Raw genomic sequence first — 25,680 nt, 5'->3', positions numbered from 1 at the left:
GGCAGGCATAAGCCGCCAAGGCTCGTGCACGGAGAAATTCGAACCAATTGGGGCCTCGTGATGATCCTGCGTTCCTCATTTCGTGTCTACCCATGTTTCATTCGCGCCTTCAATGCCGAGGGTTGCCTCGCCAAAACGGACTGCGAACGTGGCACGCGAAAGGTGGGGCAGCCCGGTGACTACCTCACGCCGCTCTGATCCACACCGGACGTTCCCTTGTCCGGCAGACGGGAGAACCCACAATGAGACCTAAAATCACCGCAGCTTTGATGTCCCTGGCGCTCGCGTTGCTCGGGGCTGTTGCCATCGCACCCCCGGCAAATGCATCATCCGGAGGCACTTTTTGTTTCCACCAACAGGACGATTCCCCCTTCGCTAACAAACCCGTTTCCGTTGATCTGAGTTCCGATATGAACAACTGGTACACCGTGCTTGCTCTTCAGACCGATGAGAACGGGTGTAGCGGGTTCACGCTCTCGGGAAGCTACACCGAGTACTACGTCCGCGCGTCAGTGGACTGGTACTGGACGGGCGACGCAGGGGAAGTCTTCCAGCATTGGTTTGGAACCACAGGGTACTACCAACCGGGACAGCAAGCTGACTGGATGTACAGCAATGTCGTCTACTGCGCGAGCGTGGACCGTTCAACCCCCTGCCGCTAGCCGCTCGAATCCGCACCGGAGACACCCTCCGACAGAGAGAAGACCATCATGCTCCGCAAGATCATCACCGCGCTTTCCGCTTTCGCTTTGCTCGGGGCTGGCACAGTTGCTCTAGCCCCGGCAGCAAATGCAGCGACTTCCGGGGGCTACTGCTTCGCCTACGAGACAAACAACTACCCCTACGACACTCAGCCCGTCTATATCCAGGTGAGTGACGACGGCACCAACTGGGTGGAGGGGATCACTGTGCAGTCCGACACCTTCGGGTGCGGCGGGTTCACCCTGTGGGGTAGCTGGACGATGAAATACGTCCGTGCTGTCGCAAGGCAAGAAGTCCGCACCAGCCTCGGCGGGGTTGCCGCCGTCTGGTCAGGGCTGGCACCGATCATGGCAAACCCGGGAAATGGTTACGTGGACCTCGGAACCGGCGTGGTCAGGTGTGTATCCCGGTCCGTATTCCCCTGCCCATAAAGACCGCAGCAGAACCCAGGCAGAGTCAATTGCACGGTAGGGCTACTCGGACTTGAACCGAGGACCTTAGGATTATGAGTCCCGCGCTCTAACCAGCTGAGCTATAGCCCCGTAGGCCCGGACGGCCGACCCTGGCGGGCCGGTCCATCCCGGGCAAAAACACTTTAGCAATAGTAGTCACCCCACGGGCGCACGGGCGCACGGGCGCCGCGGGCGACGCGTCGGCCTGTGCCGCGAGTGCCGCGTGCCGCCTAGACGACGAGGTCGTCGTAGCTGGCCCCGCGGTAGATGTCCTCGAAGGTCTGCAGGGTGCGTTCGATGCTGTGGCTTTCCACCATGCTCCGGCTCGCCTTGCCCATGGCAGCACGCTCGTCGGCGGGCAGCGACAGCACACGTTCGATCTTGGCAGCCAGGTCGTCGCTGTCGTTCGGGGTGAACAGGAAGCCGTTCTCGCCGTCGTGCACCAAGTGGGGCAGGGCCATAGCGTCGGCCAGCACCACCGGGGTGGACGCGGACATGGCTTCCAGGGTCACGAGCGACTGGAGTTCAGCGGTGCCGGGCATGCAGAACAGGTCCGCGCTCAGGTAGGCGCGGCGCAGGTCCTCGTCGCTGGCCAGGCCAAGGAACTTCACACGGTCCTGCAGGCCGAGACGCTGGACCTGGGCCTCGAGGGCGGGCCGCACCTCGCCGCCGCCGACGATTTCCAGGTGGACGTCCAGCGCGGGCGGAGTCTTGGCCACGGCATCGATCAGCACATCGATGTGCTTCTCCTCGGCGAGGCGGCCGACAAACAACACGGTGGGGCTGGCGTGCGGCGCAGCTTCCTCGCCGGGCTGCAGTTCGTAGGCGGCGGCGTCGATGCCGTTGGAGAGCGGCAGCACCTTACGGAGGAAGGCGTGCTCGTGCATGGCCTTCGCCGCGAGCGGCGTGGGGGTCGTCACGACGTCGGCCTGGCCCATGACCTTGCCCATGTCGCGCCAGGACACCCGGCCCACGATGTCTTTGAACCACTGCGGGAACGGCAGGAACGGGTTCAGGTTCTCGGGCATGAAGTGGTTGGTCGCGACAATCCGGATTCCGCGCTTCACCGCTTCGTAGAGGACGTGCTCGCCGATCATGTAGTGGCTCTGGATGTGCACGACGTCGGGCTGGACGCGGTCGAACAGCAGGGCGATTTCCTTCTTGATCTCCCACGGGAAGGTGATCCGGAAGTAGTCGTGGGTGGGGACCGAGTGTGAGCGCAGGCGGTGCACGGTGGCCTCGTCGCGGAACTCGCTGTAGCTTTTGCCCTTGTCCGGCCGGCACGCGAGGACGTGGACGTCATGTCCGCGGCCGGTCATGCCCTTGGCCAGGCGGTAGCCGAACTGCGCGGCGCCGTTGACGTGGGGCGGGTAGGTGTCCGCGGCAATCAGGATGGTCAGTCGTTTGCCGGGTTTGTCGTTCTGGGGCATGGTCACGGGGATAGCTCCTGGTGGTCACGGTGCGGTCAGCGGGTCCTGTGGTGGCCGGCTGGCCGTGGGCGCAGGCGCCGGGCCTGCGCCTGAAGTCTGTGGCGCCGCCCTAGGACGGCCGTCCCGCGGCCTTCCGCGCATCCTTCTTGCGCTTGGTGACCTCGGGGTGGTGCCGGGAAAGGGCGATCACTCCCACGATAGCAAGGGAAGCGGCCGCGCCCATGGCAATCGCCGTCACGGCGTGGACGTCCGGGCGCAGTTCGCCCAGGATCACGATGCCGATTGCGATGCCGATGATCGGGTCGATCACGGTCAGCCCGGCGATCACGAGGTCGGGCGGGCCCCCCGAGTAGGCGCTCTGCACGAACCACGATCCCAACCCGCCGGCTGCTGCCATCGCCAGGAGCGTGTACCACTGCACATTAAGCAGGAACAGCCCGTTCGGGTCGAGCAGGTGCTTGCCGATGATGCGGGTCAGGACCGCAACGAAACCGAAGAGGACACCCGCCCCGAGGATGTAGACGAAGGCGCTCATCCGGTGTTTGAAGAGCAGCGCCAGCGTTCCGAAAAGGCTCACGGCCAGGGCGAGCAGCAGCACGATGGTCAGTTCGTCGGAGCCGCTGACATGGTGGTTTTCCTGCGTAACGGTCACGGCGAGGATCACGAAGAGGGCCGAGCCGGTGACGCAGGAACTGATGGCCACCACGGTGGCCCGGTTCATGCTGAGCCCCTGGTCCTTGGCGTTGATGATGGTGGTGATGACCAGGGCGATCGCGCCGATCGGTTGCACCACGGTGAGGGGGGCAGAGACGAGGGCGACGGCGTTCATCGCCGTCCCGACGGCCAGCAGCAGCAGGCCCAGGACCCAGCGGGGGTTCCGGATCAGGCGGAGCAGGCCATGGGAACTGAGCGCCAGGCCGCCGGTATCGGCCTTGACCGCGCTCCCCTGCCGCTGGGCGCCGAAGGCCAGGAAGAAGGCGCCCGACACCGCCAGCAGCACTGCGAACCAGACCATCAGCTGATGCCGCCGTCGTCGGTGTTCCGCGCCGTGGAGTCCGCCGCGGCCGGTCCGGCGGCAGTGGCGCCGGCCTTGCGCTCCCGGCCCTTGCGGATGATGGCCCAGAAGTAGTTGTAGGCCGCGATCCAGTGCCCGACCAGGCCCAGTCCCAAGCAGATCCAGGCGGCGACGAAGTAGGCGTCGGTCCCCGCGACCGGGAGCTTGGAGAGCACCAGCAGCGGCGTGCCGAGCAGCAGCAGGCCGGTACGGATCTTGCCGATCCGGCTGACCGGAAGGTCGGGGTGGCTGTGGAAGTAGAAAAGCGAAATGGAGAGCAGCACCAAGTCCGGGACAAGGAGGGCAGTCAGGTACCACCACTCGACGACGCCGGCGATCACCAGCGTGACCGCGACCGCAATCAGGGCCAGCCGGTCCGCGATGGGATCCATGATGCGGCCCAGGTTGGACATCTGGTTGAAGCGGCGGGCAATGTAGCCGTCCACCCAGTCGGTGCTGCCCATCACGGCCAACACGAGCGCGGCGGTGCCGTACTCCTGCTTGGCCAGGACGAGCCAGATGAAGAGCGGGACACCCAGGAAACGGACCACGGTCAGCAGGTTGGGAACCGTGAAAACGACGTCGTGATGTGTCTGGGGCTGCCCGGGGCGTGCCCCGGCGCCGATGAACTTCATCAGTTCCCCCTTTCCACGGCCGGCAACGGGTGATCGTTTGAGTTCAGGGTGTTGCCTAGCCCTTGAGCAGTCGGCGCAGCAGGAAGACGAGGGCGGCCGTCGAGGCGGCCAGGGCGGCCAGCGGCTTCCAGCGCTTGCCGAGTTCGGCCGCGGCACCGGATTCGCCCGGCGTGCCGGTCGCGCCGGCGGTCTTCGGCGCGGCCGAAGCGTCTCCGTGGCTGCGGAAGGCGGCGATACGGTCGTTCACAAGGTCCTTGCCTTCCTCCAGCCGGTGGGCGGTGGCGGCGAGCAGGGCCTGGGCCTGGGTCTTGAGGTCGAGTTCCTCGCCGAGTTCGTCGCGGACTCCGGTGAGGTGGCGGCGCCGCTGGTCGAGGCGGCGGCGCAGCTCGGCCTCGGTCGGGGCGGGGCCGAGGTCGGGCTGCTCGGCGGCCTTTTTGGCTTCCTTCTCGGCCTTGGCCTTGGCGGCGGCCTCTTCCTTGGCGGCCTTGGCAGCTTTGGCCTGCGGGGACTCGGGGTCCAGGACGGCGGCGTCGAACGAGGAGCCTTCCTTCGCGATGCCGAGATCGTACTTGAGGCCCCGGATCGTTTCCTCCGGCATCAGCGGCATGGCTTTCTTGAACCGGCCGTAGCCGATCAGGCCCACGATCAGGGCAATCACCAGGAAAGCCGCGCAGACCAGCAAGGCAGCGAGCCAGGCCGGCATGATGGTGGCCAGGCCCATGATGGCAGCCACGATGAGCCCGATCACGAGGAAAGCGACAAAGATCAGGGCGACGGCGAAGAAGGCGGCGGCGACGCCGAGCTCGATCCCCTTGCGCTTCAGTTCGGCCTTGGCGAAGGCAATCTCGTCATTGAGCTGCCGCGGTGCGAGCTTGAAGATCAGTTTCAGGGTCTTGGGCAACGCGGAAAGGCGCAGCCCTCCGTTTGTCCTGCCGGTGTGCCGTCCGCTCATCTGTGCCGCCTCACTGGTTCCATCTACGATTGCGCTGGATTGCCGGGCCTGCGCGGCCTCACGCATCCCCAAGGGTCAAAACTATCATTCAGGGTCCCGGCGGCGTCCCGCACGGGCCCGCGGCGGTCGTGGCGTGCCTGCCGGCTGTGCTGAGGGGTGGCTGCGGCGGGGTGGGCCGGGCGGGCCCTAGGATTGTCTCCTGTGCAGACACGCAGCAATCCCGGGGATTCCCTCAGCCGCCGCCGCAAGCTCCTCTACATTCTGATGCTGGGCGCCCTGACGGCCCTTGGGCCGTTCACGGTGGACCTCTACCTGCCGGCGTTTCCGGCCCTGGAGGCGAGCCTGGGCGTGAGCGAGGCCGCAGTGCAGCTGACTCTGACCGGCACTACGGTCGGTTTCGCGTTGGGCCAGCTGGTGGTAGGGCCGCTAAGTGACAAGTTCGGACGGCGCCTTCCGCTGATCCTGGCCACCGCCGTGCACATCGGGGCCTCACTCGGCGCCGCCTTGTCCACGGACATCGGCACGCTGGGCTTGTTCCGGGTGCTCATGGGTATCGGCGCGGCCGGCGGAGGCGTGGTGGCGATGGCGATGGTGCGGGACCTGTTCAGCGGCTACGCGATGGTCCGGATGTTCTCCCGGATGGCGCTCGTCAACGGCATGGCCCCGATCCTGGCGCCGCTGATCGGGTCCCAGCTGCTGCTGCTGATGCCATGGCCGGGGATCTTCTGGTTCCTGGCCGGCTACGGGAGCTGCGTGATCATCGCGGCCGTGTTCGTGGTGCGCGAGACCCTGCCGCGTGAGCTGCGCGGCACCTCCGGACTGACGGTCCGCCAGCGCTACGGTGTCCTCTTCGCGGACCGGATCTTCGTAGGCATGCTGCTGCTGGCAGGGATGAACTTCGGTGGCCTTTTCACCTACCTCTCCGCATCCCCGTTCCTGTTCCAAAACGTCTACGGCTTCTCGCCGCAGCAGTACGGCCTGCTGTTCGGGATCAACTCGCTGGGGATCGTCGCGGGCGTGCAGACCAGTTCCCGGCTCATCAAACGTGTCCCGCCGCAGTGGATCCTGGCCTGCTCGACGACGTGGATGGTCCTGATGGCCTCGCTGATCGTGGCCTTTGACCAACTCGGCTTCGGGCTGTGGGGCGTGATGGTGCCGCTCTGGCTTTACATCCTCGGGGCCGGGTTCACCTTCCCCTGTGTGCAGGTGCTGGCACTGGCCAAGCACGGCGCGCAGGCCGGGACCGCCGCTTCCCTGCTGGGCGCAGCCACGTTCCTGATGGCCGGCATCATCTCCCCCGTCGTCGGCTGGCTGGGCCTCGGCTCCGCAACGCCGATGGGCGCGGTCCAGGCCGGCTGCATCCTGCTCGCCGCCGCGGCGCTGTGGCTGGTGGTCCGGCCCCGTACCGTGCCGTCCATCCACTGACCCGGGCCCCTTCGGGGACACGCCCAACGCTCGGCGCGGGCGGTGGGCATGCTCGCCAGTCGAGACAACTGGGCGGGCATGCCCACTCCCCTCAGCCAGGAATGGACATAACGGGCATATGTCCACGCTTCGGCGCAGACAAAGGGCATGTCCGCCGCTGGCGGGCACCTAGGAGCATGTCCATCGGCCGGCTTGAGCGAGGGGCATGTCCGGCGGGGACCCGGACCGCGGGGCCGTGCTGCCCTGTTCGCAGCAGACGGCGGGCGATAAAGTTGTTCTGTGCCTGACTGGCAGGACCCTCCTCCCCTACCGGCCACGTGGCAGCGGTGCGACGACGGCATTCTGCCTCTGTGGTGGGAGCGGCTGTGCTCCCAGACGAGCCCGCAGTCGGCGGCACTCTTCGCGGCCGGGCTGTTCACCGAGGACCGGCGCAGGCCGATCGCCCAGTGGTACAACCCCGCCTACGACTCGGCGCTGCTGGTAGCCCCTGAGACCTCCGCGGAATGGCCGGTACAGCGCTTTGGCATCTTCTACGCTCCCCCGCGGGGCGGCTTCACCCGTGTGCACTCCTCCGCCCACGAGTGGCACCCCCGGGAGCCCCGGCAGTCCCCCACGGAGGATGAGGCGTTCCGGGCGGCTGTGGCGGAGGCAGAGCGCTTCCTGCAGGTCGAGATGTTCTTCGTCTAGGCGGGCAGGCACGCACTGGGAAACGCCGCCACCATCCAGGCAAGAAAAAAGGCCCCGCGGCCGGTAGATTACCGGCCGCGGGGCCTGTGCGCTCCTCCTGCTGGACTTGAACCAGCAACCCTTCGATTAACAGTCGAATGCTCTGCCAATTGAGCTAAGGAGGAATGAAGCAGGTACGACATTAGCAAAGGTTTTACCGCTAAGGAAATCGGCGGCCCGGGCCGCCCCGCACCCGCGCCGTGACCCCGCCGGATACCCCCGGCGGGTATACAAAAAGTCCCCGTTCCGGTGACCCGGAACGGGGACTGTGCGCTCCTCCTGCTGGACTTGAACCAGCAACCCTTCGATTAACAGTCGAATGCTCTGCCAATTGAGCTAAGGAGGAATGAAGCGGCTATAAGCCTAGCAAACACCGCGCCGGGAAGTGAAATTGGCCTCCGGCTGGACCCCGCGCGGGAGGCTCAGGAGTCCATCCGGAGCGAGCGCCGCTGCATCTCCAGTTCCATCAGCTCACGGTTCAGCCGCTGGAATTCCTCCGGGTCCGCCGCGGCGTCCAGGCGCTGCAGCTGGCCCATCTTGTCCGCCTTGACGCGGGTGATCTGCAGCTCGAACAGCCGCGCCAGAATGTCGCGGCAGTAGCGCTGGACAGCCTCGGCGGTGCTTGCGGGCAGCGGCACGACGGCGAGCTCGGACACCAGCGGCCGCAGCGGCTCCGGGACCTCCTGCAGCAGCTGCTCGACCCATCGGGCAGGGTCGCCGATGGAACCCTGTCCGGTGGCCCGGATCGCTTCGTGGATGGCGAGGTAGGCCGGGGTGGAGAACCGGGCCTCGGCGAAACGCTGCCAGGTGGCCCCTTCGAGGATTGCCGGCTCCTGCAGCACCACCTCAAGGGCCTGGCGTTCCATCGCGGCCACCGGGTCACGCGGGTCCGGCCGGTTGAAGGCGGGCAGCGCGGGCGACGCCGGCAGGGGCGCCACGCCGGGGGCGGACCCCTGGCCCGGTCCGGCGGAGCGGCCCGGGTTCTGGCCGGGGTTCTGGTTGTAGCCTTGTCCGGCGCCTCCGGACGGTGCCTGGGCGAGGCGTTTGGCTGCGGCGCCGACCGCGCGGCTGACTTCTTCGACCGGCATTCCCAGCCAGCCGGCGAGCTCCCGGGCATAGGCCGGCCGGATGCCGGCGTCCCGGATTTGCGCGACCACGGGGGCCGATTCGCGCAGTGCCGCGATCCTGCCCTCCACCGTGTCCAGGTTGTGCCGACGCAGGGTGGCGCGGATGGCGAATTCGAACAGCGGGCGGCGGGTTCCGATCAGGTCCCGGACGGCCGAGTCGCCCTTGGCCTGGCGCAGCTCGCAGGGGTCGGCTCCGCCGGGTTCCACCGCGACGTAGGTTTGCGCCACGAAGCGCTGGTCCTCTTCGAAGGCGCGCAGGGCGGCCTTCTGACCCGCGGCGTCGCCGTCGAAGGTGAAGATCACCTCTCCCCCGCTGCCGTCGTCGGAGAGCAGCCGGCGGGCGATCTTAATGTGCTCGGTGCCGAACGCGGTGCCGCACGTGGCCACCGCCGTCGTGACCCCGGCCAGGTGGCAGGCCATCACGTCGGTATAGCCCTCCACCACCACCAGCTGGCGTTCCTTGGCGATGTTCCGCTTGGCGAGGTCGATGCCGTAGAGGACCTGGGACTTCTTGTAGAGCGCGGTCTCGGGGGTGTTCAGGTATTTGGGGCCCTGGTCGTCCTCATAGAGTTTGCGGGCGCCGAAGCCGATGGTATCGCCGGCGATGTCGCGGATCGGCCAGATCAGCCGGCCGCGGAAGCGGTCGTAGATCCCCCGGCCGCCTTCCGAAAACATGCCGGTGAGTTTGAGCTCGGGGTCGGTGTAGCCGCGGCCGCGGAGGTGCTTGAGCAACGAGTCCCAGCCCTGCGGGGCGTAGCCAACGCCGAACTGCTCTGCCGCGGCCCGGTCGAAGCCGCGGCCGTAGAGGAAGTTCCGCCCTTCGGTGGCGCCCGGGGTCAGGAGCTGGGCGCGGAAGAATTCGTCGGCGATCTTGTGTGCGTCGAGCAGGCGCTGGCGGCGGCCGATTTCCTCGCGGTTGGGGCCGGATCCGCCGTCCTCGTAACGCAGTTCGTAGCCGATCCGGGCCGCGAGCTTTTCCACGGCTTCGTGGAAGGTGGTGTGGTCCAGTTTCTGCACGAAGGAGATGACGTCGCCATCCTCGCCGCAGCCGAAGCAGTGGTAGCGGCCCACCTGGGGGCGCACGGTGAACGAGGGCGAGCGCTCGTCGTGGAAGGGGCAGAGGCCCTTGAAGGACCCCAGCCCGGCGCCCTTGAGGGTCACATAGCCGTCGACGACTTCCTTGATGTCGGTGCGCTGGCGCACTTCGTCGATATCTTCACGTTTGATCAGGCCGGCCACAGAGCCATCCTAGTACCCGGGTACGACGCCGGACGGCGGCCTATGGCACCCGTCACCAGCGCCGTCACCACAGCGACGGCAGGCTGCCGACGAGCCGTTCGTACATGGCCAGCGCGGAGCCGTCCGTCAGCGAGGCGACCTGGTCGATGACAACGCGCAGCCGGGCGCCGTCGTCCGCCGCGGCGCGCCAGTCGGCGGCGAACATCGGCTCCAGGTGGCGGTCGCCGCTGGCGTTGAGCGCGGTCACCAGCGCGTGCAGGACCTCGCGCTGGCGTTCATAGATCGGCTGCCGGTGTTCGGTGGTCATCACGAAGGTGGTGGCCAGGCCCTTCATCACGGCGATCTCCATCACGGTCTCGTCCGGGACGATGAGTTCGGCGTTGTAGCGGGTGAGGTTCTCCGGACCGTAGACAGCCCGGGTGGTCTCCAGCGCGCTTTGGCAGAACCGGCCGATCAACTGGCTGGTCATGTCCTTCAGGGCCGCCATGGACCGGCGGCTGCCGTCGGCCTCCCGCACCCACACGCTGGTCGCCTCCAGCCGCGCGAGGGCGGCATCGATGGCGGCCGGGTCGTTGTGCGGCAGGTACCACTGCTTGGCGTAGCCCACCACCCGGGCGCGGTGGTCCGGGTTGTCCATCCAGCGCAACTGGAAGTGCCCTGCGACGATCGCGTCCTCGACGTCGTGCACCGAGTAGGAGATGTCGTCAGCGAGGTCCATGACCTGGGCTTCGAGGCAGGAGCGGCGCTCGGGCGCGCCTTCCCGGATCCAGTCGAAAATGGGCAGGTCATCCTGGTAGGCGCCGAACTTGCTGGTGCGCTGGCCATGGATCACCGGGGCGTTGTCCGCCGACCACGGATATTTCGCGGCGGCGTCGAGGCTGGCGCGGGTCAGGTTGAGGCCTGCTGGCGTGCCGTCCGCAGCGAGGACCTTGGGCTCGAGCCGGGTCAGCAGGCGCAGGGTCTGGGCGTTGCCCTCAAAGCCGCCGATCGCGTGGGCTACCTCGTTCAGGGCCGACTCGCCGTTGTGCCCGAACGGGGGGTGGCCAAGATCGTGGCTGAGGCAGGCCGTGTCCACAACGTCGGGGTCGCAGCCCAGGGCGCGGCCGAGTTCGCGGCCCACCTGGGCCACCTCGAGGCTGTGGGTCAGCCGGGTCCGGACGAAGTCGTCCGTGTCCGGGGCGACCACCTGGGTCTTGGCGCCGAGCCGGCGGAGCGCCGAGGAATGCAGCACGCGAGCGCGGTCGCGTTCGAAGTCGGAGCGGTAGGTGCTCTTGGGCGGTTCCTCCACCCAGCGGGCGCAGTCCCGGTCCACGTAGCCGTCCAGCACGGGCGCCGTCGTCCTGGTTTCAGCCACCGGAGACGTCCAGTTCCGCATGGCAGATTTCGCGTGACTGCTCGGCGTCCATGCTGCGGTCCAGCAGCCAGTCCTTGGGCAGGGCGGGCTTCTTGGGCGAGCCCGCGCGGCCGCGGGGGCCCTCGGCGTCGATGCCGGGGTACGGCGAGTCGAGGTCCAGCTGGTCCAGCGTCGCGCGGAGCACTTCGAGGCTGGTCACCATGGCCAGTTTGGTCCGCAGTTCGCTGCCGACCACGTAGCCCTTGAAGTACCAGGCCATGTGCTTGCGGATCTCCCGGAGGGCCTTGCCTTCGTCGTTGCCAAAGGTTTCCACCATCAGCTCGGCATGGCGGTATACGCCTTCGGCGACCTGTCCCAGGCTCGGCTTGTGCCGGACGTCGCTGCCCTCGAAGGCGGCCATCAGGTCGCCGAACAGCCACGGCCGACCCTGGCAGCCTCGTCCCACCACAACGCCGTCGACGCCGGTTTCGCGGACCATGCGGATGGCGTCCTCGGCGGACCAGATGTCGCCGTTGCCGAGGACCGGGATATCCGGGAGCGCTTCGCGCAGGCGGGCGATGGCGGACCAGTCGGCCTGGCCGGAGTAGAACTGCGCGGCGGTGCGGCCGTGCAGGGCGACGGCGGCGACGCCGGAGTCGCGGGCGATCCGTCCGGCGTCCAAGTAGGTGAGGTGGTCATCGTCGATGCCCTTGCGCATCTTGATGGTCAACGGGACGTTGCCCTTGGACGCTTCCTTGACCGCGGTCTGGACGATCGAGGTGAAGAGGTCGGTCTTCCAGGGCAGCGCCGAACCGCCGCCGCGCCGCGTCACCTTGGGCACCGGGCAGCCGAAGTTGAGGTCGATGTGGTCCGCACGGTCCTCCTCGACCAGCATCCGGACCGCCTGCCCGACGGTCACCGGGTCCACGCCGTAGAGCTGCACCGAACGGACTTTCTCGTCCTCGTCGTGCGAGATAATGCGCAGCGATTCCGGCGTGCGTTCGACCAGGGCGCGGGAGGTAACCATCTCCGCGACGTACAAGCCGCCACCGTATTCACGGCACAGCCTGCGGAACGCGGAGTTGGTAATGCCCGCCATCGGGGCCAGGATCACGGGGGTGTCCACCGTGAGGGGGCCCAGCTTCAGGGGCGGCAGTTCCAGCTTGGGGGCGGGAGGCGTTGCTACAACAGTCACCCGACCATTGTCTCAAAGCCGGGCAAATCGGCCGGATCGCGGCCGGCTATGTGGAAACCCCGGCGGGCCGGATGTGCCGGACCGGCCCGTCAGCCGGGGACGGCGGCCCGGCGCCCGCGGCGGCTCTCCGCCGCCGGGCCGGCACCCCCGTCGGAACTGCCGCCGTCGGAACTGCCGCCGTCGGAAGTGCCGCCATCGGAAGTGCCGCCATCGGAAGTGCCTGCGCCGGGCGCGTGCCGGGCGGCGGCCCCGTCAGAAGTGCCGTCGGCGGCCCGGACGACGTCGTCTGCCGTGGCCGCGTCGCCCCTGAGGCCCGTAGCCTTGACCACGAGCACGGCGATCAGCGTGGTGACCGGAATCGCCAGGACGAGCCCGATGGAGCCAACGAGCGTGCGGATGACTTCCTCGGAGAGTTCGGCGCTGGTGAGCGCGTCGCCCAGCGGGCGCTCGTAGAGCATCACGATGATCAGGATGGGCAGCGCCGCCCCTGCGTAGGCGAACGCGATGGTGTACACGGTCGAGGCGATGTGGTCCCGGCCGATCCGCATGGCCGAGGCGAAGAGCTTGCGCGCGGACGTCCCGGGGGCGAGCTCCCAGAGCTCCCACACCGCGGAGGCCTGGGTGATCGTGACGTCGTTCAGCACACCGAGGCCGGAAATGATGAGCCCGCACAGGATGATCCCCGAGATGGAAATGTGGTCCGAGACGTTGGCAAGGGTGGCGGCGTCGTGGTTGCCGACGCCGGCCAGGTTGGCCGCATCGGTGGCCCAGGCGGCGAGCGCAGCGGTGATGCCCAGGCCGAACATGGTGCCCAGCAGCGCCGTCGAGGTCCGGGCGGTGAAGCCGTGGGCGAAGTACAGCACGCCGATCATGATCACCGTGGAGCCGACAAGTGCCAGCAGCAGCGGCGGCTTGCCTTCCACCAGGCCGGGAAGCATAAAGGAGACCAGGACGGCGTAGGCGCCGGCCAGGCCGATGAGGGCGCGCAGCCCGCGCCAGCGGGCCACCGCGATCACCACGACGGCGTACAGGACCGCGAGCAGGATGATCGGCAGCGTCCGGACAAAGTCAACGAACACGTAGGCGGGTGTGCCGCCGGCGTTGGCGCCCTGGGCCTTCGAGAGGTTCAGGTAGCGGATGTTGTCGCCGACCTTGACGCCGTGGGACTTGGCGACGTCGGGGTTGATCACCACCTTCACCGGGTTACCGCCTTTGTCCGGCTCGGTGTAGGCAAAGGTGCACTGTGATCCCTGCCCGACCCCGGCCTCCGGCTGTGCACCGGTCTGGGCGCCCGGCTGCGCACCCGGCTGTGCACCGGGCTGCGCCCCTTGCTGCGGGGCGCCGTCCATGCAGTTTCCAACGACGACACGCTGGATCTTGCCGGTGTCGAAGGTGACGCCCGGGGCGGCCGCATAGGGGCTGGACAGCGTGATGCCTTCCTTGCTGCCCGAGGGCCACAACAGCACCATCGCGGCTATGGTCAGCAGGGTCAGCGGGACCAGGACAGCGGCCAGGATCCAGTTGGCCTTCCGCCGTGCCGCGAGCGCCCGGGGGGTGGGTTCGTGGTGCCCCTGGGGGGTGTGTGAATGTCCGGCGCCCATCAGCAGTTCAACCTCATGCCGAAGACTTTACGGTGTCCGGGCGGGCCGGCGCGCGCGGACGCCTCCGCGCCCGCCAGCCGCGCCCGCCGGCCGCGCACCCATCCGCGCGCGCCACCCGGTCACCCATCCGCCGGCCGCACGGCAGCGAATGCCGTGTGGGTATGCGCGCAGTCAGCACGGGCAGCAACCCGGCGGCAGAATCTGCCGGGAACGCCGGCGGGCAACTTATTGTTGGTAATTGCAGGGACAAGACGATGTTTTGGAGGACACCAGCCGTGGCCAGACGCAAGACCGACGACCGGGAGCACGGGATGGCCGGAGCCGGGCCCGCGGCCCGGGCCGAATTGAGCATCGCCGATGCCGCCGGGAAGACCCGCGGGGTGGCCCTGGTGCTGCACGGCGGACGCTCGGACAGCTTCGAGGCGGTGCGCGCCCGGCATCTCAGCCCGGCCCGGATGCTGCCCTTCGCCCAGTCGCTCCGCAACCAGGGCGGCCCGCACGGCCTGGCCGTCTGGACCCTCCGCAACCGCTACCGGGGCTGGAACGGGCCGGAGATGTCCCCCGTCCAGGACGCACGCTGGGCACTGTCCCAGATCAGCCTCGAGCACCCCGAAGTCCCCATCTACCTGCTGGGCCACTCGATGGGCGGCCTCACGGCTCTCTGCGTCGCGGACCACCCGCAGGTGGAGGCCATCGTCGCGCTGGCCCCGTGGCTGGACGGCTCCACCCCGGTGGACCGGGTCGCCGGACGCCGGATCCTGATTGTGCACGGCAGCGAGGACCGCTGGACCAGCCCGAAGAATTCCCTTGCCTACGCCCGCCGCGCCGAGGGCGTCGCGGCCTCGGTGGACTACGTCTCGCTCACCGGCGCCGGACACTTTATGTTCCGCCGGGTGCGGCTCTGGAACACGCTGGCCAATGGCTTCATCCTGGACGCCTTCGCCGGCAGCGCCGGCACCGAACTGCGCGGCACGGACACACTCCGGCAGGTCCTGCCCGCCGCGGCAGCCCTCCCGGTGGTGCTGTAATGGCCGGCTTCCCGTTGGACGCCTTCCTCGCCAGCCTGCCCTGGGTCGCCGTGGGACTCGTGGCGCTGCTGGCGGGGACGTTCGCCGTGGCCGTGCGGCAGCAACGCCACTCCGTCATCGACACCGTGTGGGGCCTGGGCTTCGTGGTGGCGGCCGCGGTCTCCTGGGCCCTGTCCGCCGGCCACGGCGACGCCGGCCGCCGCCTGCTGCTGCTCGCCCTCGTTGCGGTCTGGGGCATCCGGCTGGCCGTCCATATCGGCCTCCGGGCCCACGGCGGCCATGAGGATCCGCGCTACGTGGACATGCTCTCCTCGGCGCCCGGCTCGCGCAACACCTACGCGCTCCGCCGCGTGTACCTGCCGCAGGGCATCGTGATGTTCTTCGTCTCGCTCACCATCCAGGTCGGCATGTTCAGCACCGGCCCCCTGGGCTGGCTGGCGCTGCTCGGGGTGCTGCTGTGGCTCGTCGGCTTCGTCTTCGAAACCGTCGGCGACTGGCAGCTGGCCCGGTTCAAAGCGGACCCTGCCAAACGCGGCACCGTCCTGAACACCGGGCTCTGGCGCTACACCCGGCACCCGAACTACTTCGGCGATGCCGCCGTGTGGGCCGGTCTGTTCCTGGTCGCGGCCGACTCCTGGCCGGGCGTGCTGACCATCCTCTCCCCCGCCCTGATGATCTGGACGCTGGCGGGCAAAACCGGCAAGCCGCTGACGGAGAAGGCCATGTCGGCTAGGCCCGGATACAAGGAATACGTCGAATCCACCTCCGGTTTCCTTCCCTGGCCGCCCCGCCGGCCGGCGGGGCGCTGAGATGCGCGGTTGCGCATGAGCTGGCGGCCGGCGCCCAGCGACCGCTTCTACCGCGTCATCGTCAGGACCGGTCAGGCGCTCCGCTGGCTGTTCCGGATCCGCGTCATCGTCACCGGACGGGAGCACCTCCCCGCCGCGCTGCCGGAGAATACCCGCGACGGGGCCGCGCAATCTTCGCGGCGCGCCGCCGCGGGTGCCGGCGCCGTCGTGGCGATCACCCACTTCGGCTACCTTGATTTCGCGTTCGCGGAGCTGCTGCTGTGGTGTCACAACCGTGCCCAGATGCGCTTCCTGATCACCCAGGGCGCGGCCGACCACTGGTTCGCAGGTCCCGCCGTCAGCGCCGCCGGCCACGTCGTCGTCGGCTATGACACCGGCGCCCATGCCTATGACGCTGCCGTGCAGAAGCTCCGTGACGGCGAGTACATCGCGATCCTGCCCGAGGCCGGGGTGAGCCGCAGCTTCGAGGTCCGGGAATGCAAAACCGGCGCCGTGCGGATGGCCGCCGAGGCGGGTGTCCCCATCATCCCGGTCTCCGTATGGGGCGCGCACCGGATCATGACCCGGCACCACGGCTTCTCCCCGCGTCGGGCCTGGCGGGCACCGGTGCGCGTTCACGTGGGCGAACCCTTCAGCCCGGACCCCGGGCTGGACGTCCCGGCGGCCACCGAGGCCTTGCGGAGAGCCCTCCAGGCGGGGATCGACGCCGGCATCGCGGACTTCCCGCTGAAACCTGCGCCGGGCGCCTGGTGGATGCCGGCCGCTCTTGGCGGCGGGGCACCAACCGAGCAGGAGCGGCAACGGCTGGACGAAGCCGAGGGGCCGCGGCGCGCACGCGGCAGGCGCCGATAAGCACGACCCCCGCCGCCGTCGTGGCTAAACTCCATCGGGTAGAAAAACGCACTCAATGGAGAGGTACCCCTCTGTGGCAAACACAGTCCTGACTAAAAGCGGCGTCGGCGAAGAACGCGGCCTCGCCCGGATAGCCCAGCGAATGGCGGCGTGGACCGAGAAGTGGTTCCCGGACGCCTACATCTTCGCCCTCGCCGGCGTCATCATCATCGCCCTCGCGGCGCTGGCCATTGGCGCGTCGCCGCAGTCGATCGCCGATTCCTTTGGCAACGGCTTCTGGGACCTGACCGCCTTCACCCTGCAGATGGCCATGGTGGTGCTCACGGGCTACGTTGTGGCCACCTCGCCGCCCGTGGCCCGCCTGATCGGCCGGCTGGCCGTCGTTCCCGCGACCGCCCGCACGGCCGTGAGCTTCGTGGCGCTGATGTCCATGTCGGTGTCCTTCCTCAACTGGGGCCTCAGCCTGATCTTCGGCGGCCTGCTGGCCCGGGCCATCGCCCGCCGCAAGGACCTCACCGTGGACTACCGCGCCCTGGGCGCGGCCGCGTTTATGGGACTGGGCGCCGTCTGGGCGCTTGGCCTGTCCTCCTCCGCCGCGCAGCTGCAGGCGACGGCGGCCTCGCTGCCGCCTGCCCTGCTGAAGATCACCGGCATCCTGGACTTCGGGACCACCATCTTCACCTGGCAGTCGTTGCTGACCCTGGCCATCCTGATGCTGCTGACCACGGTGATCGCACACTTCTCGGCACCGCAGGGCGGCTCGATCCGCACCGCTGAGGACCTCGGCGTCGACCTCGACGACGAACCCAGCGAGCCGGCGCCGCGGTCGCGCCCGGGCGAGTGGCTCGAATACAGCAAGATCCTGCCGATCCTCGCCGGCCTCCTGACCCTGGGCTGGCTGGTTTCGCAGTTCCTCACCAAGCCGTTCTTGACCGTGGTGAGCAGCCTCAACGGCTACTTGCTGGTGTTCCTCATCCTGGGCCTGGTGCTGCACGGCACCCCCCGGAACTTCCTGCAGGCCGTCACGAAGGCCGTCCCGGCGACCGCCGGCATCCTCGTGCAGTTCCCGCTCTACGCGGCGATGGCCGCGATCCTGACCAAGGCCACAGGGCACGGAGGGATGACCATCTCGGCGCACCTGGCCGAGTTCTTCTCGGGCATCGGCAGCGGCGGTGGCTTCGCCGTCGTTATCGCGCTGTACACGGCCGTGCTGGGCTTGCTGGTTCCCTCCGGTGGCGGCAAGTGGCTGGTCGAGGCGCCGTACGTGATGCAGTCCGCCACCGATGTCCAGATGAACCTCGGCTGGACCGTGCAGATCTACAACATCGCCGAGGCGCTGCCGAACCTGGTCAACCCGTTCTTTATGCTCCCGCTGCTCGCGGTGCTGAAGCTGCGCGCCCGCGACCTGGTCGGATTCACCTTCCTGCAGTTCGTCTTCCACCTGCCGGTGGTGCTGCTGCTCGTCTGGCTGCTCGGCATGACGTTCGATTTTGTCCCGCCGGTGATGCCCGCGGGCAAGTAACCGCTTAAACCAACTGACCCGCAAGTTGTTGTCGTTATCACGCATGAAAACGACAACAACTTGCGGGTCACTTGCGTTGGTGGGCTAAGCGGCGTCGGAGACGATCAGGGTGTCCGCGCCGACTTGCCGGGCCTTGCCGCTCTCCAGCAGCGGCTCGACGACGGCGCGCAGCGCCGTCATCGAATCGTCCAGTTCCAGCAGGACCGGGTACTGGTACGCGATCAGCGCCAGCAGGTCCCGCACCGCGGCCCGCGCGTCCTCGGCGGACAGCTCCGGGTCGTGGCCGAGGAACACGTCCGACGGCTCGCCGGCCTTGGAGGCGTGGCCATCTTCCGGGCCGCCCATTTCCGGGCCGCCCTGGGCGTAGCTGACCGCAAACGCCTGCAACCGGCCCTTCTTGCTCGCCGGCACGCCCGCACCGAACGCGCTTGCTTTGGGCGCGCGCAACACAATGGCCCCGTGGGCGCCGCTGAGGTCGTCCAGGAAGAGCCGCTGCACGGTGGCGATGCTGAGTTCGCCGGGGCTGTCCCAGTCGTGCACGGCGGTGTAGTACCGGCCCACGACGTCGCTGAGCTCCACTGAACCGGTGGCCAGGTCCTCCACCTGCTCCGAGGCGGCAGCCTCCGAACCGTCGCCGAAAACCGGCAGCTTCAGGGCACCGGGTTCCACAACGACGAGGCGGGAACGCTGGATCGGGGCGAGTCCGGCGGCCTCGGCGAAGGCGGCGCCGGGTGTGCCCGGCTCCACCTTGGTCCGGAGCCGGGACACTCCCGACGGCGACTGTTCGGCTTCGTGCCGGAGCATGGCCAGCAGCGTGGAGCCGATGCCGGACCGGCGGTGGTCGCGGGAGACTTCGACGTACACCCAGAGGCGCTCCGGGTGCAGCGAGGCCTCATGGACCACACCGGCCGCGACGGGGATGGCGACGCCGTCCACGACGTCCTCGGCCACGATGCAGCGGCGCCACGGGGCGTTGCCCGAGGGGGCCAGGGTGCCGCGGAACTGCCGGGCCTGCTCGGTCTCCGGGCCGCCCCACATTTCCAGCAGCGCGAGGTCGTCGCCGTCGCGCCATTCACGGTATGCGATCGCCATGATCAGGCGCCGATCAGCCGTGCGGCCAGGTAGCCCTCCACCTTGTCCAGGGCGACGCGTTCCTGGCTCATGGTGTCGCGTTCGCGGATGGTCACGGCCTGGTCCTCGAGCGTGTCGAAGTCCACCGTGATGCAGAACGGCGTGCCGATCTCGTCCTGGCGACGGTAGCGGCGGCCGATCGCGCCGGCGTCGTCGAACTCGATGTTCCAGTTCTTGCGCAGCTGAGCGGCGAGGTCCTTGGCCTTGGGCGACAGGTCCTCGTTACGGCTCAGCGGGAGCACGGCAGCCTTGACCGGGGCCAGCCGCGGATCGAGCTTGAGCACGGTGCGGACGTCGACGCCGCCCTTGGCGTTGGGTGCCTCGTCCTCGGTGTAGGCGTCGATCATGAACGCCATGAAGGAGCGGGTGAGGCCGGCGGCGGGTTCGATCACATACGGGGTGTAGCGCTCGTTGGTGGCCTGGTTGAAGTAGCTCAGGTCCGCACCGGAGGCCTTCGAGTGCGTGGACAGGTCAAAGTCGGTGCGGTTGGCGATGCCCTCGAGCTCGCCCCACTCCGAACCGTGGAAGCCGAAGCGGTACTCGATGTCCGTGGTGCCCTTGGAGTAGTGGCTGAGCTTCTCCAGCGGGTGCTCGAAGAAGCGCAGGTTTTCCTCGCGGATGCCCAAGCCGGTGTACCAGGCCATGCGCTCCTTCATCCAGTACTGGTGCCACTGCTCGTCGGTGCCGGGCTCGACGAAGAACTCCATCTCCATCTGCTCGAACTCGCGGGTGCGGAAGATGAAGTTGCCCGGCGTGATCTCGTTGCGGAAGGACTTGCCGATCTGGCCGATGCCGAACGGCGGCTTCTTCCGCGAGGTGGTGAGCACGTTGGAGAAGTTAACGAAGATGCCCTGGGCGGTTTCGGGGCGCAGGTAGTGCAGGCCCTCTTCGCTGGCGACGGGACCCAGATAGGTCTTGAGCAGGCCGGAGAATTCCTGGGGCTCGGTCCATTCACCGCGGGTGCCGCAGTTGGCGCAGGCGATGTCCTTGAGGCCGTTCTCGGCGGGGCGGCCCTTCTTTTCCTCGTACTCCTCCTCGAGGTGGTCCGCGCGGTAGCGCTTGTGGCAGGAGAGGCACTCCACCAGCGGGTCGGAGAAGACCTCGACGTGGCCGGACGCTTCCCAGACCTGGCGCGGCAGGATCACCGAGGAATCCAGGCCGACGACGTCCTCGCGGCCGCGGACCACGGACTGCCACCACTGGCGCTTGATGTTTTCCTTCAGCTCGGCACCGAGGGGACCGTAGTCCCAGGCAGAACGGGAGCCACCGTAGATTTCACCGGCCTGGAAGACGAAACCCCGTCGCTTGGCGAGGGAAATGATCTGGTCGAGTACGGATTTTGCTGCCATGGGAACTCCAGTTTCTGCAGGGCCGCTGGGTGCGGTCCGTGCTGTCAGCCCCGTGCCACCGGCTGGTTGCCGGGCGGGGTGTTGGGGACGGTGTGATGCAAACTCCTAGCCTACCCGGGCTACCGCCGCTTGAGGGTCCCGCGGGACCAGGGCAGGCTGGCCAGGACGATGGCGGCCAGGGTCAGCAGCGTGCCCAACACGGTGGGCAGCGCGACGACGGTTCCCGGTGCGGGCAGCGCCAGGTCGAGGGCCAGGGATCCGAGCAGCTGCCCGGCGATCATGCCGAGCCCGGTGACCAGCACGCCCAGGCTGCGGACCAGGAAGGCGGCGACGGCGATGAACACGCAGCCCATCGGGCCCCCCAGGTAGTACCACCATTCGGCCGGAAGCGCGTGGCCTGGTCCGGCCAGGGCCAGCTTGATCAGCCAGGCGAGCCAGAGCACGATGCTGCCGGCGACGAAGTTGACCAGGGTGGCCGTAATGGGGGTGCGATAGTGCACCGTGGCGGTGCCGTTCATCGCCTGCTGGAAACTCATCAGGAATCCGGCGAGCACCGGGAGCAGCACAGGCAGCACCAGCGCCATGGGGTCGGACCCGCCCGAGCCGCCTGCACCGCCGGACGCGAAGCGCGGCGACACGGCCCACGCCACGGCGGCGACGGTCAGCACGCTGCCGAGGACCCGGATGCCGGTGATGGACCGCTTGCCAGCAGGGCCGATGCCCATCCGGTCCACCAGCAGTCCGCTGAGGGTTTGGCCGGTAACCGCGGCGACGGTGAACAGGGCGACGCCGAGCAGCCCGACGGTGAAGGACTGGGCAAAGACAAAGAGCGCGCCGATGCCGCCGGCCAGCACGTAGTAGCGCGGGAAGCGGCGTTCGCGCAGAGCCGGCAGGACCTCGGCCAGCCCGGCGCGCCCCTTGGGCAGGAGCAGCGAGATGGCGATCATCAGCGCCAGGCCGGTGCTGAAGCTCACCACGGCGGCGGCGAGGCCGTCGGCCAGGGTTGTTCCGAGGGCGCCGTTGATCCGGCCCTGGACGGGGACGAGTAGCCCGGCCGAAACGGCCAGGAGCAGTCCGACGGGCAATGGGAGCCGCGGTGCGTGGGTCATTGGTGCCACCTTTGGTCAGGCATTATTGCTTGTATGAGCAACCCGGAAATCGAAGACATCCCCATCCGCGACGACATGATCCGGCTGGGCCAGCTGCTGAAGCTGGCCAACCTCGTGGAGGACGGGGTGGAGGCTGCGGAACTGATCAACAACGGGCTCGTGAAGGTCAACGGCGAGATCGATGACCGCCGCGGCCGCCAGCTTCACCACGGCGACACCGTCACCGTGAACGGCCAGACCGTGCGGATCAGTACGCCCGCCGGCGGCGGGGCCTAGCGACGGCGGCCGGGGCGCCGCCGCCGTCGTCGGCCCTATTTGGCGAGCACCTCGTGGGTGAGGAACTCGCCGACGTGGCCGATCTCCTGCTGGTTGATGCCGTGCCACATGCCGGTGTAGAGCACCTTGGTGAGCTTCACGTGCTTGCGCACCCAGCCCATGGTGAACTCGATCTTGTCCGGCGTGATCACGGGGTCCTGCTGGTCGCGTCCCCAGAACATCGGCACGGTGCCGTCCAGTTCCGCGTCGCGGAAGCTCGGGTCACCGCCGGCGTCGACGGCAAAGCCTGAGAGCCCGACGACGGCGGCGTACCCGTCCGGCCGCTGCCGCAACAGGGTGGTGGCCATGGCCATGCCCATCGAGAAGCCCAGCAGGGTGACCGAGGGGTGGTTGGCCCGGACGGAGTCGATCCAGTCCTGCACATACGCCGCGGCGTGCTTGACGGCCTCGAGCGAATAATCGATGGATGCCGTCAGCGGGAACCAGGTGAACCCCGGTCCGGAGACGAGAGGTGCGCGCACCGAGGCCACCACAAATTCCTCCGGCAGCATGTCCGCCAGGCTCAGCAGATCCTGTTCGTTGGCCCCGTAGCCGTGCAGCAGCACCAGCAGGGGTTTGCCGGCTCGGGCCTCTTCGGGCCTGGACCAGAGGACGACGGGGTCGGGGAACGCAGCGGGATAGCGAGCGGCTTCAGTCATGGCTCCATTCTTGCAGTTACCAGCCGGTAACAAGCTACGGTGGCGTAGCTTTGCGGGGAGAGTGCAGGATATGAAGGTGAGCGAAACAGAAGCCATGGAGAATTTTCCGGACCGCACCGTCAACCACCCCTGGACCCGCTATGTCGCGATGGGCGACTCCTTCACCGAGGGGATCGGCGACCCGGAACCGGCGAGCCCCGGCGGACACCGCGGCTGGGCGGACCGGGTGGCCGAGGAATTGAGCCGGGGCCGCGACGACTTCGCCTACGCCAACCTCGCGGTCCGGGGCAGGCTCCTGCAGCAGATCGTGGACCAGCAACTGGCGCACTGCCTCTCCCTCAAGCCCGACCTGGTGACCCTGTCAGCCGGCGGGAATGACCTGATCCGGCCCGGCGGCGACCCCGATGTCCTTGCCGAACGGCTGGACTCGGTGGTGCAGATCCTGAGCCTGGGCGGCGCCACCGTGGTGCTCTTCAACGGCCCCGACACCGGCTCCACCGTGCTGGGCCGGATCCGCAGCAAGGTGGCGATCTACAACGAGAACCTGCGCACCGTGGCGGCCCGGCACGACGCCATCATCGCCGACATGTGGTCCCTGCGCCAGCTCAACGACCCGCAGATGTGGGACGTGGACCGGCTGCATTTCTCGCCGCTGGGCCACCACACCATCGCGGCCATGGTGCTGGATTCGCTGAATGTGCAGCACACCCTCGAGCCCCTCGCCCCCAAGCCGCTGCCCCAGCGCAACTGGCGGGAGGCCCGCACCGGGGACCTCATCTGGGCCCGCGAGCACTTCGTCCCGTGGGTGGTCCGCCGGCTCCGGCACCGTTCCTCCGGCGACGGCATCACTGCCAAACGCCCGCTGGCCGGTCCGGTGTTCGGTCCAGGGGTGCCGCTGGGCTCGGGCGAGGGACCTCCCGGCTCGGGCGAGGGCCTGCCCGGCGCCGAGGACGCCCTGCGCTCCTGAGCAAGCGGTCCGGTCCGGCACCCTTGGCGGTGCGTGCGCGTTAAGCTGGAAGATCATCTTCTGAGAGGCCCGGTACCGTGAGTATTTTCTTCTGGATCATCATCCTGTCCCTGCTGATTCCGGCCGCGATGCGCTACTACCGCCGCTCGGTGCAGAACAAGAGCCAGGGCCAGGATCCTTATCAGGGCACGCCGGGGGGTTTCCCGGGCATGTTCCCGGGCCAGGGTCCCGGGCAGCAGAGCAACCAGCCGCGGGACGGGTTCACCCAGCGGGACTACTATGGCGGGTTCGGCCAGCTGGGCGCCCCGCAGCCGCCGGCCAACCAGCAGTATCCCGTGCCGTACGAGGACAGCCCGGACTACTTGAAGAACCCGCCGCAGGCCGGTTCGCCGCAGCAGTGGCAACCGCAGCCAGCCGCGGCACCGGACGTTCCGCCGGTGCCGCCGGTTCCGTCCGGCCCGCAGGGCTACCGCGCGCGCAAGCTCGCCGAGCTGGACCAGAAGTACAGCAACGGCGAGCTCGCGATGGAGGACTACATGGCCCAGCGCGCGGAGATCATGAAGGGCTAGGCAGGCGGCAGCCTAGTCGACCTGCGGGAAACCGAGGTCGATCACCGAGGTGGACGGGTCCGGCCAGCGCGTCGTGACCACCTTGCCCCGGGTATAGAAGCGGATGCTCTCCGGGCCGTACATGTGGGTGTCTCCGAACAGCGAGTTCTTCCAGCCGCCGAAGGAGAAAGTTCCCACCGGCACCGGGATCGGCACGTTGACGCCCACCATGCCAGCCTCGACGTCGAACTCGAACTGCCGGGCGGCGCCGCCGTCGCGGGTGAAGATTGCCACGCCGTTGCCGAATTCATTGTCGTTGACGAGCTTGACGGCGTCGGCGTAGCTTTCGACCCGGACCACCGAGAGGACTGGCCCGAAGATCTCGTCGTCGTAGACCTTCATGCCGGGCTTGACGTGGTCGATCAGGCTGACGCCGATGAAGAAGCCGTTGGAGTCGAACTCCTGGTCCCGGCCGTCCACCACCACGGAAGCGCCCTCGTCCGCGGCGCCCGCCACGTAGGAGGCGACCTTGTCGCGGTGCTCGGCGGTGATCAGCGGCCCCATCTGGGAGGCCGGGTCGGTGCCGGGGCCGATCTTGAGGGTGGCCATCCGGGTCTTGATCGCGTCCACGAGTTCGTCCGCGATGTTCCCGACGGCGACCAGGACGCTGACGGCCATGCAGCGCTCCCCCGCGGAGCCGTATGCGGCGGAGACGGCTGCGTCGGCGGCCATGTCCAGGTCCGCGTCCGGCAGCACAACCATGTGGTTCTTGGCCCCGCCGAGCGCCTGGACCCGCTTGCCGTGGTCCGCGGCGCGCTTGTAGATCGACTGGGCGATCGGCGTCGAGCCGACGAAGCTGACGGCCTTGACGTCGGGGTGCTCCAGCAGCACGTCGACGGCTTCCTTGTCCCCGTGCACCACGTTGAGCACACCCGCGGGCAGGCCGGCCTCGGCGAAGACCTGGGCGATGAAGACCGCGGAGGACGGATCCTTCTCGCTCGGCTTGAGCAGCACGGTGTTGCCGCACGCCAGGGCGCTGCCGATCATCCACAGCGGCACCATGGCCGGGAAGTTGAACGGCGTGATGCAGGCGACGACGCCGACCGGCTGGCGGACGGAGTGGACGTCGACGCCGCCGGAGACCTGCTCGGACCGTTCGCCCTTGAGCGCGTGGGACAGGCCGGTGGCGAATTCGATGTTTTCCAGGCCGCGGGTGATCTCGCCCTCCGCGTCGGAGAGGACCTTGCCGTGTTCGCTGGTCAGCAGGGCCGCCAGTTCGGGCCGGCGCTGCATCAGCAGTTCGCGGACCTTGAAGAAGATGCTGGTGCGCTTGGCCAGGCTGGTGGCCCGCCAGCCGGGGAGGGCGGCGCGGGCGGCGGCGATGGCCTCCTCGACGCGGGCGGCGGAGGCGAGGGCCACCTCTTTTTCCTGCTCGCCGGTGGCCGGGTTGAAGACGGGGCCGTAGCGCTCGGCGTCGGAGACGAGGGCGCCGTTGATGAAGTGCGGAATGCGTTCCATGG

General features: G+C 68.4%; 24 protein-coding genes and 3 tRNA genes. 11 read left to right on the top strand and 16 right to left on the bottom strand.

The window, feature by feature from the left end; all coding sequences use genetic code 11:
• Positions 1 to 242 precede the first annotated feature (242 nt).
• Both FFF93_RS17030 and FFF93_RS05400 read left to right on the top strand, forming a co-directional pair.
• On the top strand, positions 243 to 662 hold the full coding sequence (locus tag FFF93_RS17030; protein ID WP_222424649.1) for a hypothetical protein: 420 nt from the start codon (positions 243 to 245) through the stop codon (positions 660 to 662).
• A gap of 48 nt (positions 663 to 710) precedes the next feature.
• Positions 711 to 1,133, top strand: a complete 423-nt coding sequence (locus tag FFF93_RS05400; protein WP_138769836.1) for a hypothetical protein — start codon at positions 711 to 713, stop codon at positions 1,131 to 1,133.
• Between the two features lie 37 nt (positions 1,134 to 1,170).
• Here the strand turns inward: FFF93_RS05400 and FFF93_RS05395 are convergent.
• The 5 genes from FFF93_RS05395 to FFF93_RS05375 all read right to left on the bottom strand — a co-directional run bounded on the left by FFF93_RS05395 (position 1,171) and on the right by FFF93_RS05375 (position 5,225).
• Positions 1,171 to 1,244, bottom strand: a tRNA-Ile gene (locus FFF93_RS05395).
• Between the two features lie 140 nt (positions 1,245 to 1,384).
• A complete protein-coding gene (locus FFF93_RS05390) occupies positions 1,385 to 2,584 on the bottom strand; it encodes a glycosyltransferase (RefSeq protein ID WP_395858433.1) in 1,200 nt (399 codons plus the stop codon).
• A gap of 109 nt (positions 2,585 to 2,693) precedes the next feature.
• Positions 2,694 to 3,599: a DMT family transporter gene (locus FFF93_RS05385; protein ID WP_138769838.1), complete on the bottom strand. Its 906-nt coding sequence runs from the start codon at positions 3,597 to 3,599 to the stop codon at positions 2,694 to 2,696.
• Positions 3,599 to 4,273 (bottom strand): CDP-alcohol phosphatidyltransferase family protein, encoded by a 675-nt coding sequence (locus FFF93_RS05380; RefSeq protein ID WP_138769839.1) that lies wholly within the window; start codon positions 4,271 to 4,273, stop codon positions 3,599 to 3,601. The genes FFF93_RS05385 and FFF93_RS05380 overlap by 1 nt, the downstream gene beginning before the upstream one ends.
• 55 nt (positions 4,274 to 4,328) lie before the next feature.
• The gene (locus tag FFF93_RS05375) at positions 4,329 to 5,225 is read right to left on the bottom strand and encodes a phage holin family protein (RefSeq protein ID WP_138769840.1); all 897 of its coding nucleotides are present in this window, start codon (positions 5,223 to 5,225) and stop codon (positions 4,329 to 4,331) included.
• Between the two features lie 201 nt (positions 5,226 to 5,426).
• On the opposite strand from FFF93_RS05375, the gene FFF93_RS05370 reads away from it, so the two are divergent.
• Together FFF93_RS05370 and FFF93_RS05365 are read left to right on the top strand one after the other, a co-directional pair.
• The gene (locus FFF93_RS05370; RefSeq protein ID WP_261375311.1) at positions 5,427 to 6,650 is read left to right on the top strand and encodes a multidrug effflux MFS transporter; all 1,224 of its coding nucleotides are present in this window, start codon (positions 5,427 to 5,429) and stop codon (positions 6,648 to 6,650) included.
• 279 nt (positions 6,651 to 6,929) lie between these two features.
• Positions 6,930 to 7,337 (top strand): hypothetical protein, encoded by a 408-nt coding sequence (locus FFF93_RS05365; RefSeq protein ID WP_138769841.1) that lies wholly within the window; start codon positions 6,930 to 6,932, stop codon positions 7,335 to 7,337.
• A gap of 91 nt (positions 7,338 to 7,428) precedes the next feature.
• Here the strand turns inward: FFF93_RS05365 and FFF93_RS05360 are convergent.
• From FFF93_RS05360 to FFF93_RS05335, 6 genes are all read right to left on the bottom strand, one after another.
• Positions 7,429 to 7,501 (bottom strand) — tRNA-Asn (locus FFF93_RS05360).
• Between the two features lie 148 nt (positions 7,502 to 7,649).
• Positions 7,650 to 7,722 (bottom strand) — tRNA-Asn (locus tag FFF93_RS05355).
• A gap of 76 nt (positions 7,723 to 7,798) precedes the next feature.
• On the bottom strand, positions 7,799 to 9,742 hold the full coding sequence (gene dnaG / locus FFF93_RS05350; protein WP_138769842.1) for a DNA primase: 1,944 nt from the start codon (positions 9,740 to 9,742) through the stop codon (positions 7,799 to 7,801).
• Between the two features lie 64 nt (positions 9,743 to 9,806).
• Entirely contained in the window at positions 9,807 to 11,096 is a 1,290-nt protein-coding gene (locus FFF93_RS05345) for a deoxyguanosinetriphosphate triphosphohydrolase (RefSeq protein WP_138769843.1), read from the bottom strand.
• Entirely contained in the window at positions 11,089 to 12,270 is a 1,182-nt protein-coding gene (dusB, locus tag FFF93_RS05340; RefSeq protein ID WP_138769844.1) for a tRNA dihydrouridine synthase DusB, read from the bottom strand. Before dusB ends, FFF93_RS05345 begins: the two co-directional genes overlap by 8 nt.
• Before the next feature lie 89 nt (positions 12,271 to 12,359).
• On the bottom strand, positions 12,360 to 13,871 hold the full coding sequence (locus tag FFF93_RS05335) for a YibE/F family protein (protein WP_138769845.1): 1,512 nt from the start codon (positions 13,869 to 13,871) through the stop codon (positions 12,360 to 12,362).
• A gap of 275 nt (positions 13,872 to 14,146) precedes the next feature.
• On the opposite strand from FFF93_RS05335, the gene FFF93_RS05330 reads away from it, so the two are divergent.
• The 4 genes from FFF93_RS05330 to FFF93_RS05315 all read left to right on the top strand — a co-directional run bounded on the left by FFF93_RS05330 (position 14,147) and on the right by FFF93_RS05315 (position 18,082).
• Positions 14,147 to 14,899, top strand: coding sequence for an alpha/beta hydrolase (locus tag FFF93_RS05330; protein WP_395858422.1), 753 nt, complete (start codon positions 14,147 to 14,149; stop codon positions 14,897 to 14,899).
• Positions 14,899 to 15,708: a DUF1295 domain-containing protein gene (locus FFF93_RS05325; RefSeq protein ID WP_138769846.1), complete on the top strand. Its 810-nt coding sequence runs from the start codon at positions 14,899 to 14,901 to the stop codon at positions 15,706 to 15,708. The genes FFF93_RS05330 and FFF93_RS05325 overlap by 1 nt, the downstream gene beginning before the upstream one ends.
• Before the next feature lie 15 nt (positions 15,709 to 15,723).
• Complete coding sequence (locus FFF93_RS05320) at positions 15,724 to 16,560, top strand: 1-acyl-sn-glycerol-3-phosphate acyltransferase (protein WP_138769847.1); 837 nt, start codon at positions 15,724 to 15,726, stop codon at positions 16,558 to 16,560.
• Between the two features lie 73 nt (positions 16,561 to 16,633).
• Entirely contained in the window at positions 16,634 to 18,082 is a 1,449-nt protein-coding gene (locus FFF93_RS05315) for a short-chain fatty acid transporter (RefSeq protein WP_261375309.1), read from the top strand.
• Between the two features lie 84 nt (positions 18,083 to 18,166).
• Here the strand turns inward: FFF93_RS05315 and FFF93_RS05310 are convergent, their stop codons facing one another.
• The 3 genes from FFF93_RS05310 to FFF93_RS05300 form a co-directional block, all read right to left on the bottom strand.
• Positions 18,167 to 19,174: a GNAT family N-acetyltransferase gene (locus tag FFF93_RS05310; RefSeq protein WP_138769849.1), complete on the bottom strand. Its 1,008-nt coding sequence runs from the start codon at positions 19,172 to 19,174 to the stop codon at positions 18,167 to 18,169.
• A gap of 2 nt (positions 19,175 to 19,176) precedes the next feature.
• Positions 19,177 to 20,562, bottom strand: coding sequence for a glycine--tRNA ligase (locus tag FFF93_RS05305; protein ID WP_138769850.1), 1,386 nt, complete (start codon positions 20,560 to 20,562; stop codon positions 19,177 to 19,179).
• Between the two features lie 119 nt (positions 20,563 to 20,681).
• A complete protein-coding gene (locus FFF93_RS05300) occupies positions 20,682 to 21,671 on the bottom strand; it encodes a DMT family transporter (RefSeq protein WP_138769851.1) in 990 nt (329 codons plus the stop codon).
• Positions 21,672 to 21,704: 33 nt separating this feature from the next.
• Here FFF93_RS05300 and FFF93_RS05295 point away from each other — a divergent pair, with 33 nt between their 5' ends.
• The gene (locus tag FFF93_RS05295; protein ID WP_138769852.1) at positions 21,705 to 21,947 is read left to right on the top strand and encodes an RNA-binding S4 domain-containing protein; all 243 of its coding nucleotides are present in this window, start codon (positions 21,705 to 21,707) and stop codon (positions 21,945 to 21,947) included.
• A gap of 35 nt (positions 21,948 to 21,982) precedes the next feature.
• Here the strand turns inward: FFF93_RS05295 and FFF93_RS05290 are convergent, their stop codons facing one another.
• A complete protein-coding gene (locus tag FFF93_RS05290) occupies positions 21,983 to 22,645 on the bottom strand; it encodes an alpha/beta hydrolase (RefSeq protein WP_138769853.1) in 663 nt (220 codons plus the stop codon).
• Positions 22,646 to 22,715: 70 nt separating this feature from the next.
• On the opposite strand from FFF93_RS05290, the gene FFF93_RS05285 reads away from it, so the two are divergent.
• Both FFF93_RS05285 and FFF93_RS05280 read left to right on the top strand, forming a co-directional pair.
• Positions 22,716 to 23,612, top strand: a complete 897-nt coding sequence (locus FFF93_RS05285; protein WP_395858421.1) for an SGNH/GDSL hydrolase family protein — start codon at positions 22,716 to 22,718, stop codon at positions 23,610 to 23,612.
• Between the two features lie 77 nt (positions 23,613 to 23,689).
• A complete protein-coding gene (locus FFF93_RS05280; RefSeq protein WP_261375308.1) occupies positions 23,690 to 24,181 on the top strand; it encodes a hypothetical protein in 492 nt (163 codons plus the stop codon).
• 12 nt (positions 24,182 to 24,193) lie between these two features.
• Here the strand turns inward: FFF93_RS05280 and FFF93_RS05275 are convergent, their stop codons facing one another.
• Positions 24,194 to 25,678, bottom strand: a complete 1,485-nt coding sequence (locus FFF93_RS05275; protein WP_138769854.1) for a CoA-acylating methylmalonate-semialdehyde dehydrogenase — start codon at positions 25,676 to 25,678, stop codon at positions 24,194 to 24,196.
• Between the last annotated feature and the right edge of the window lie 2 nt (positions 25,679 to 25,680).

This window comes from Arthrobacter sp. KBS0702, from assembly GCF_005937985.2.
Lineage (GTDB): Bacteria > Actinomycetota > Actinomycetes > Actinomycetales > Micrococcaceae > Arthrobacter.
The sequence above is the reverse complement of the archived record's forward strand: the minus strand, read 5'-3'. Positions and strand labels throughout refer to the sequence as shown.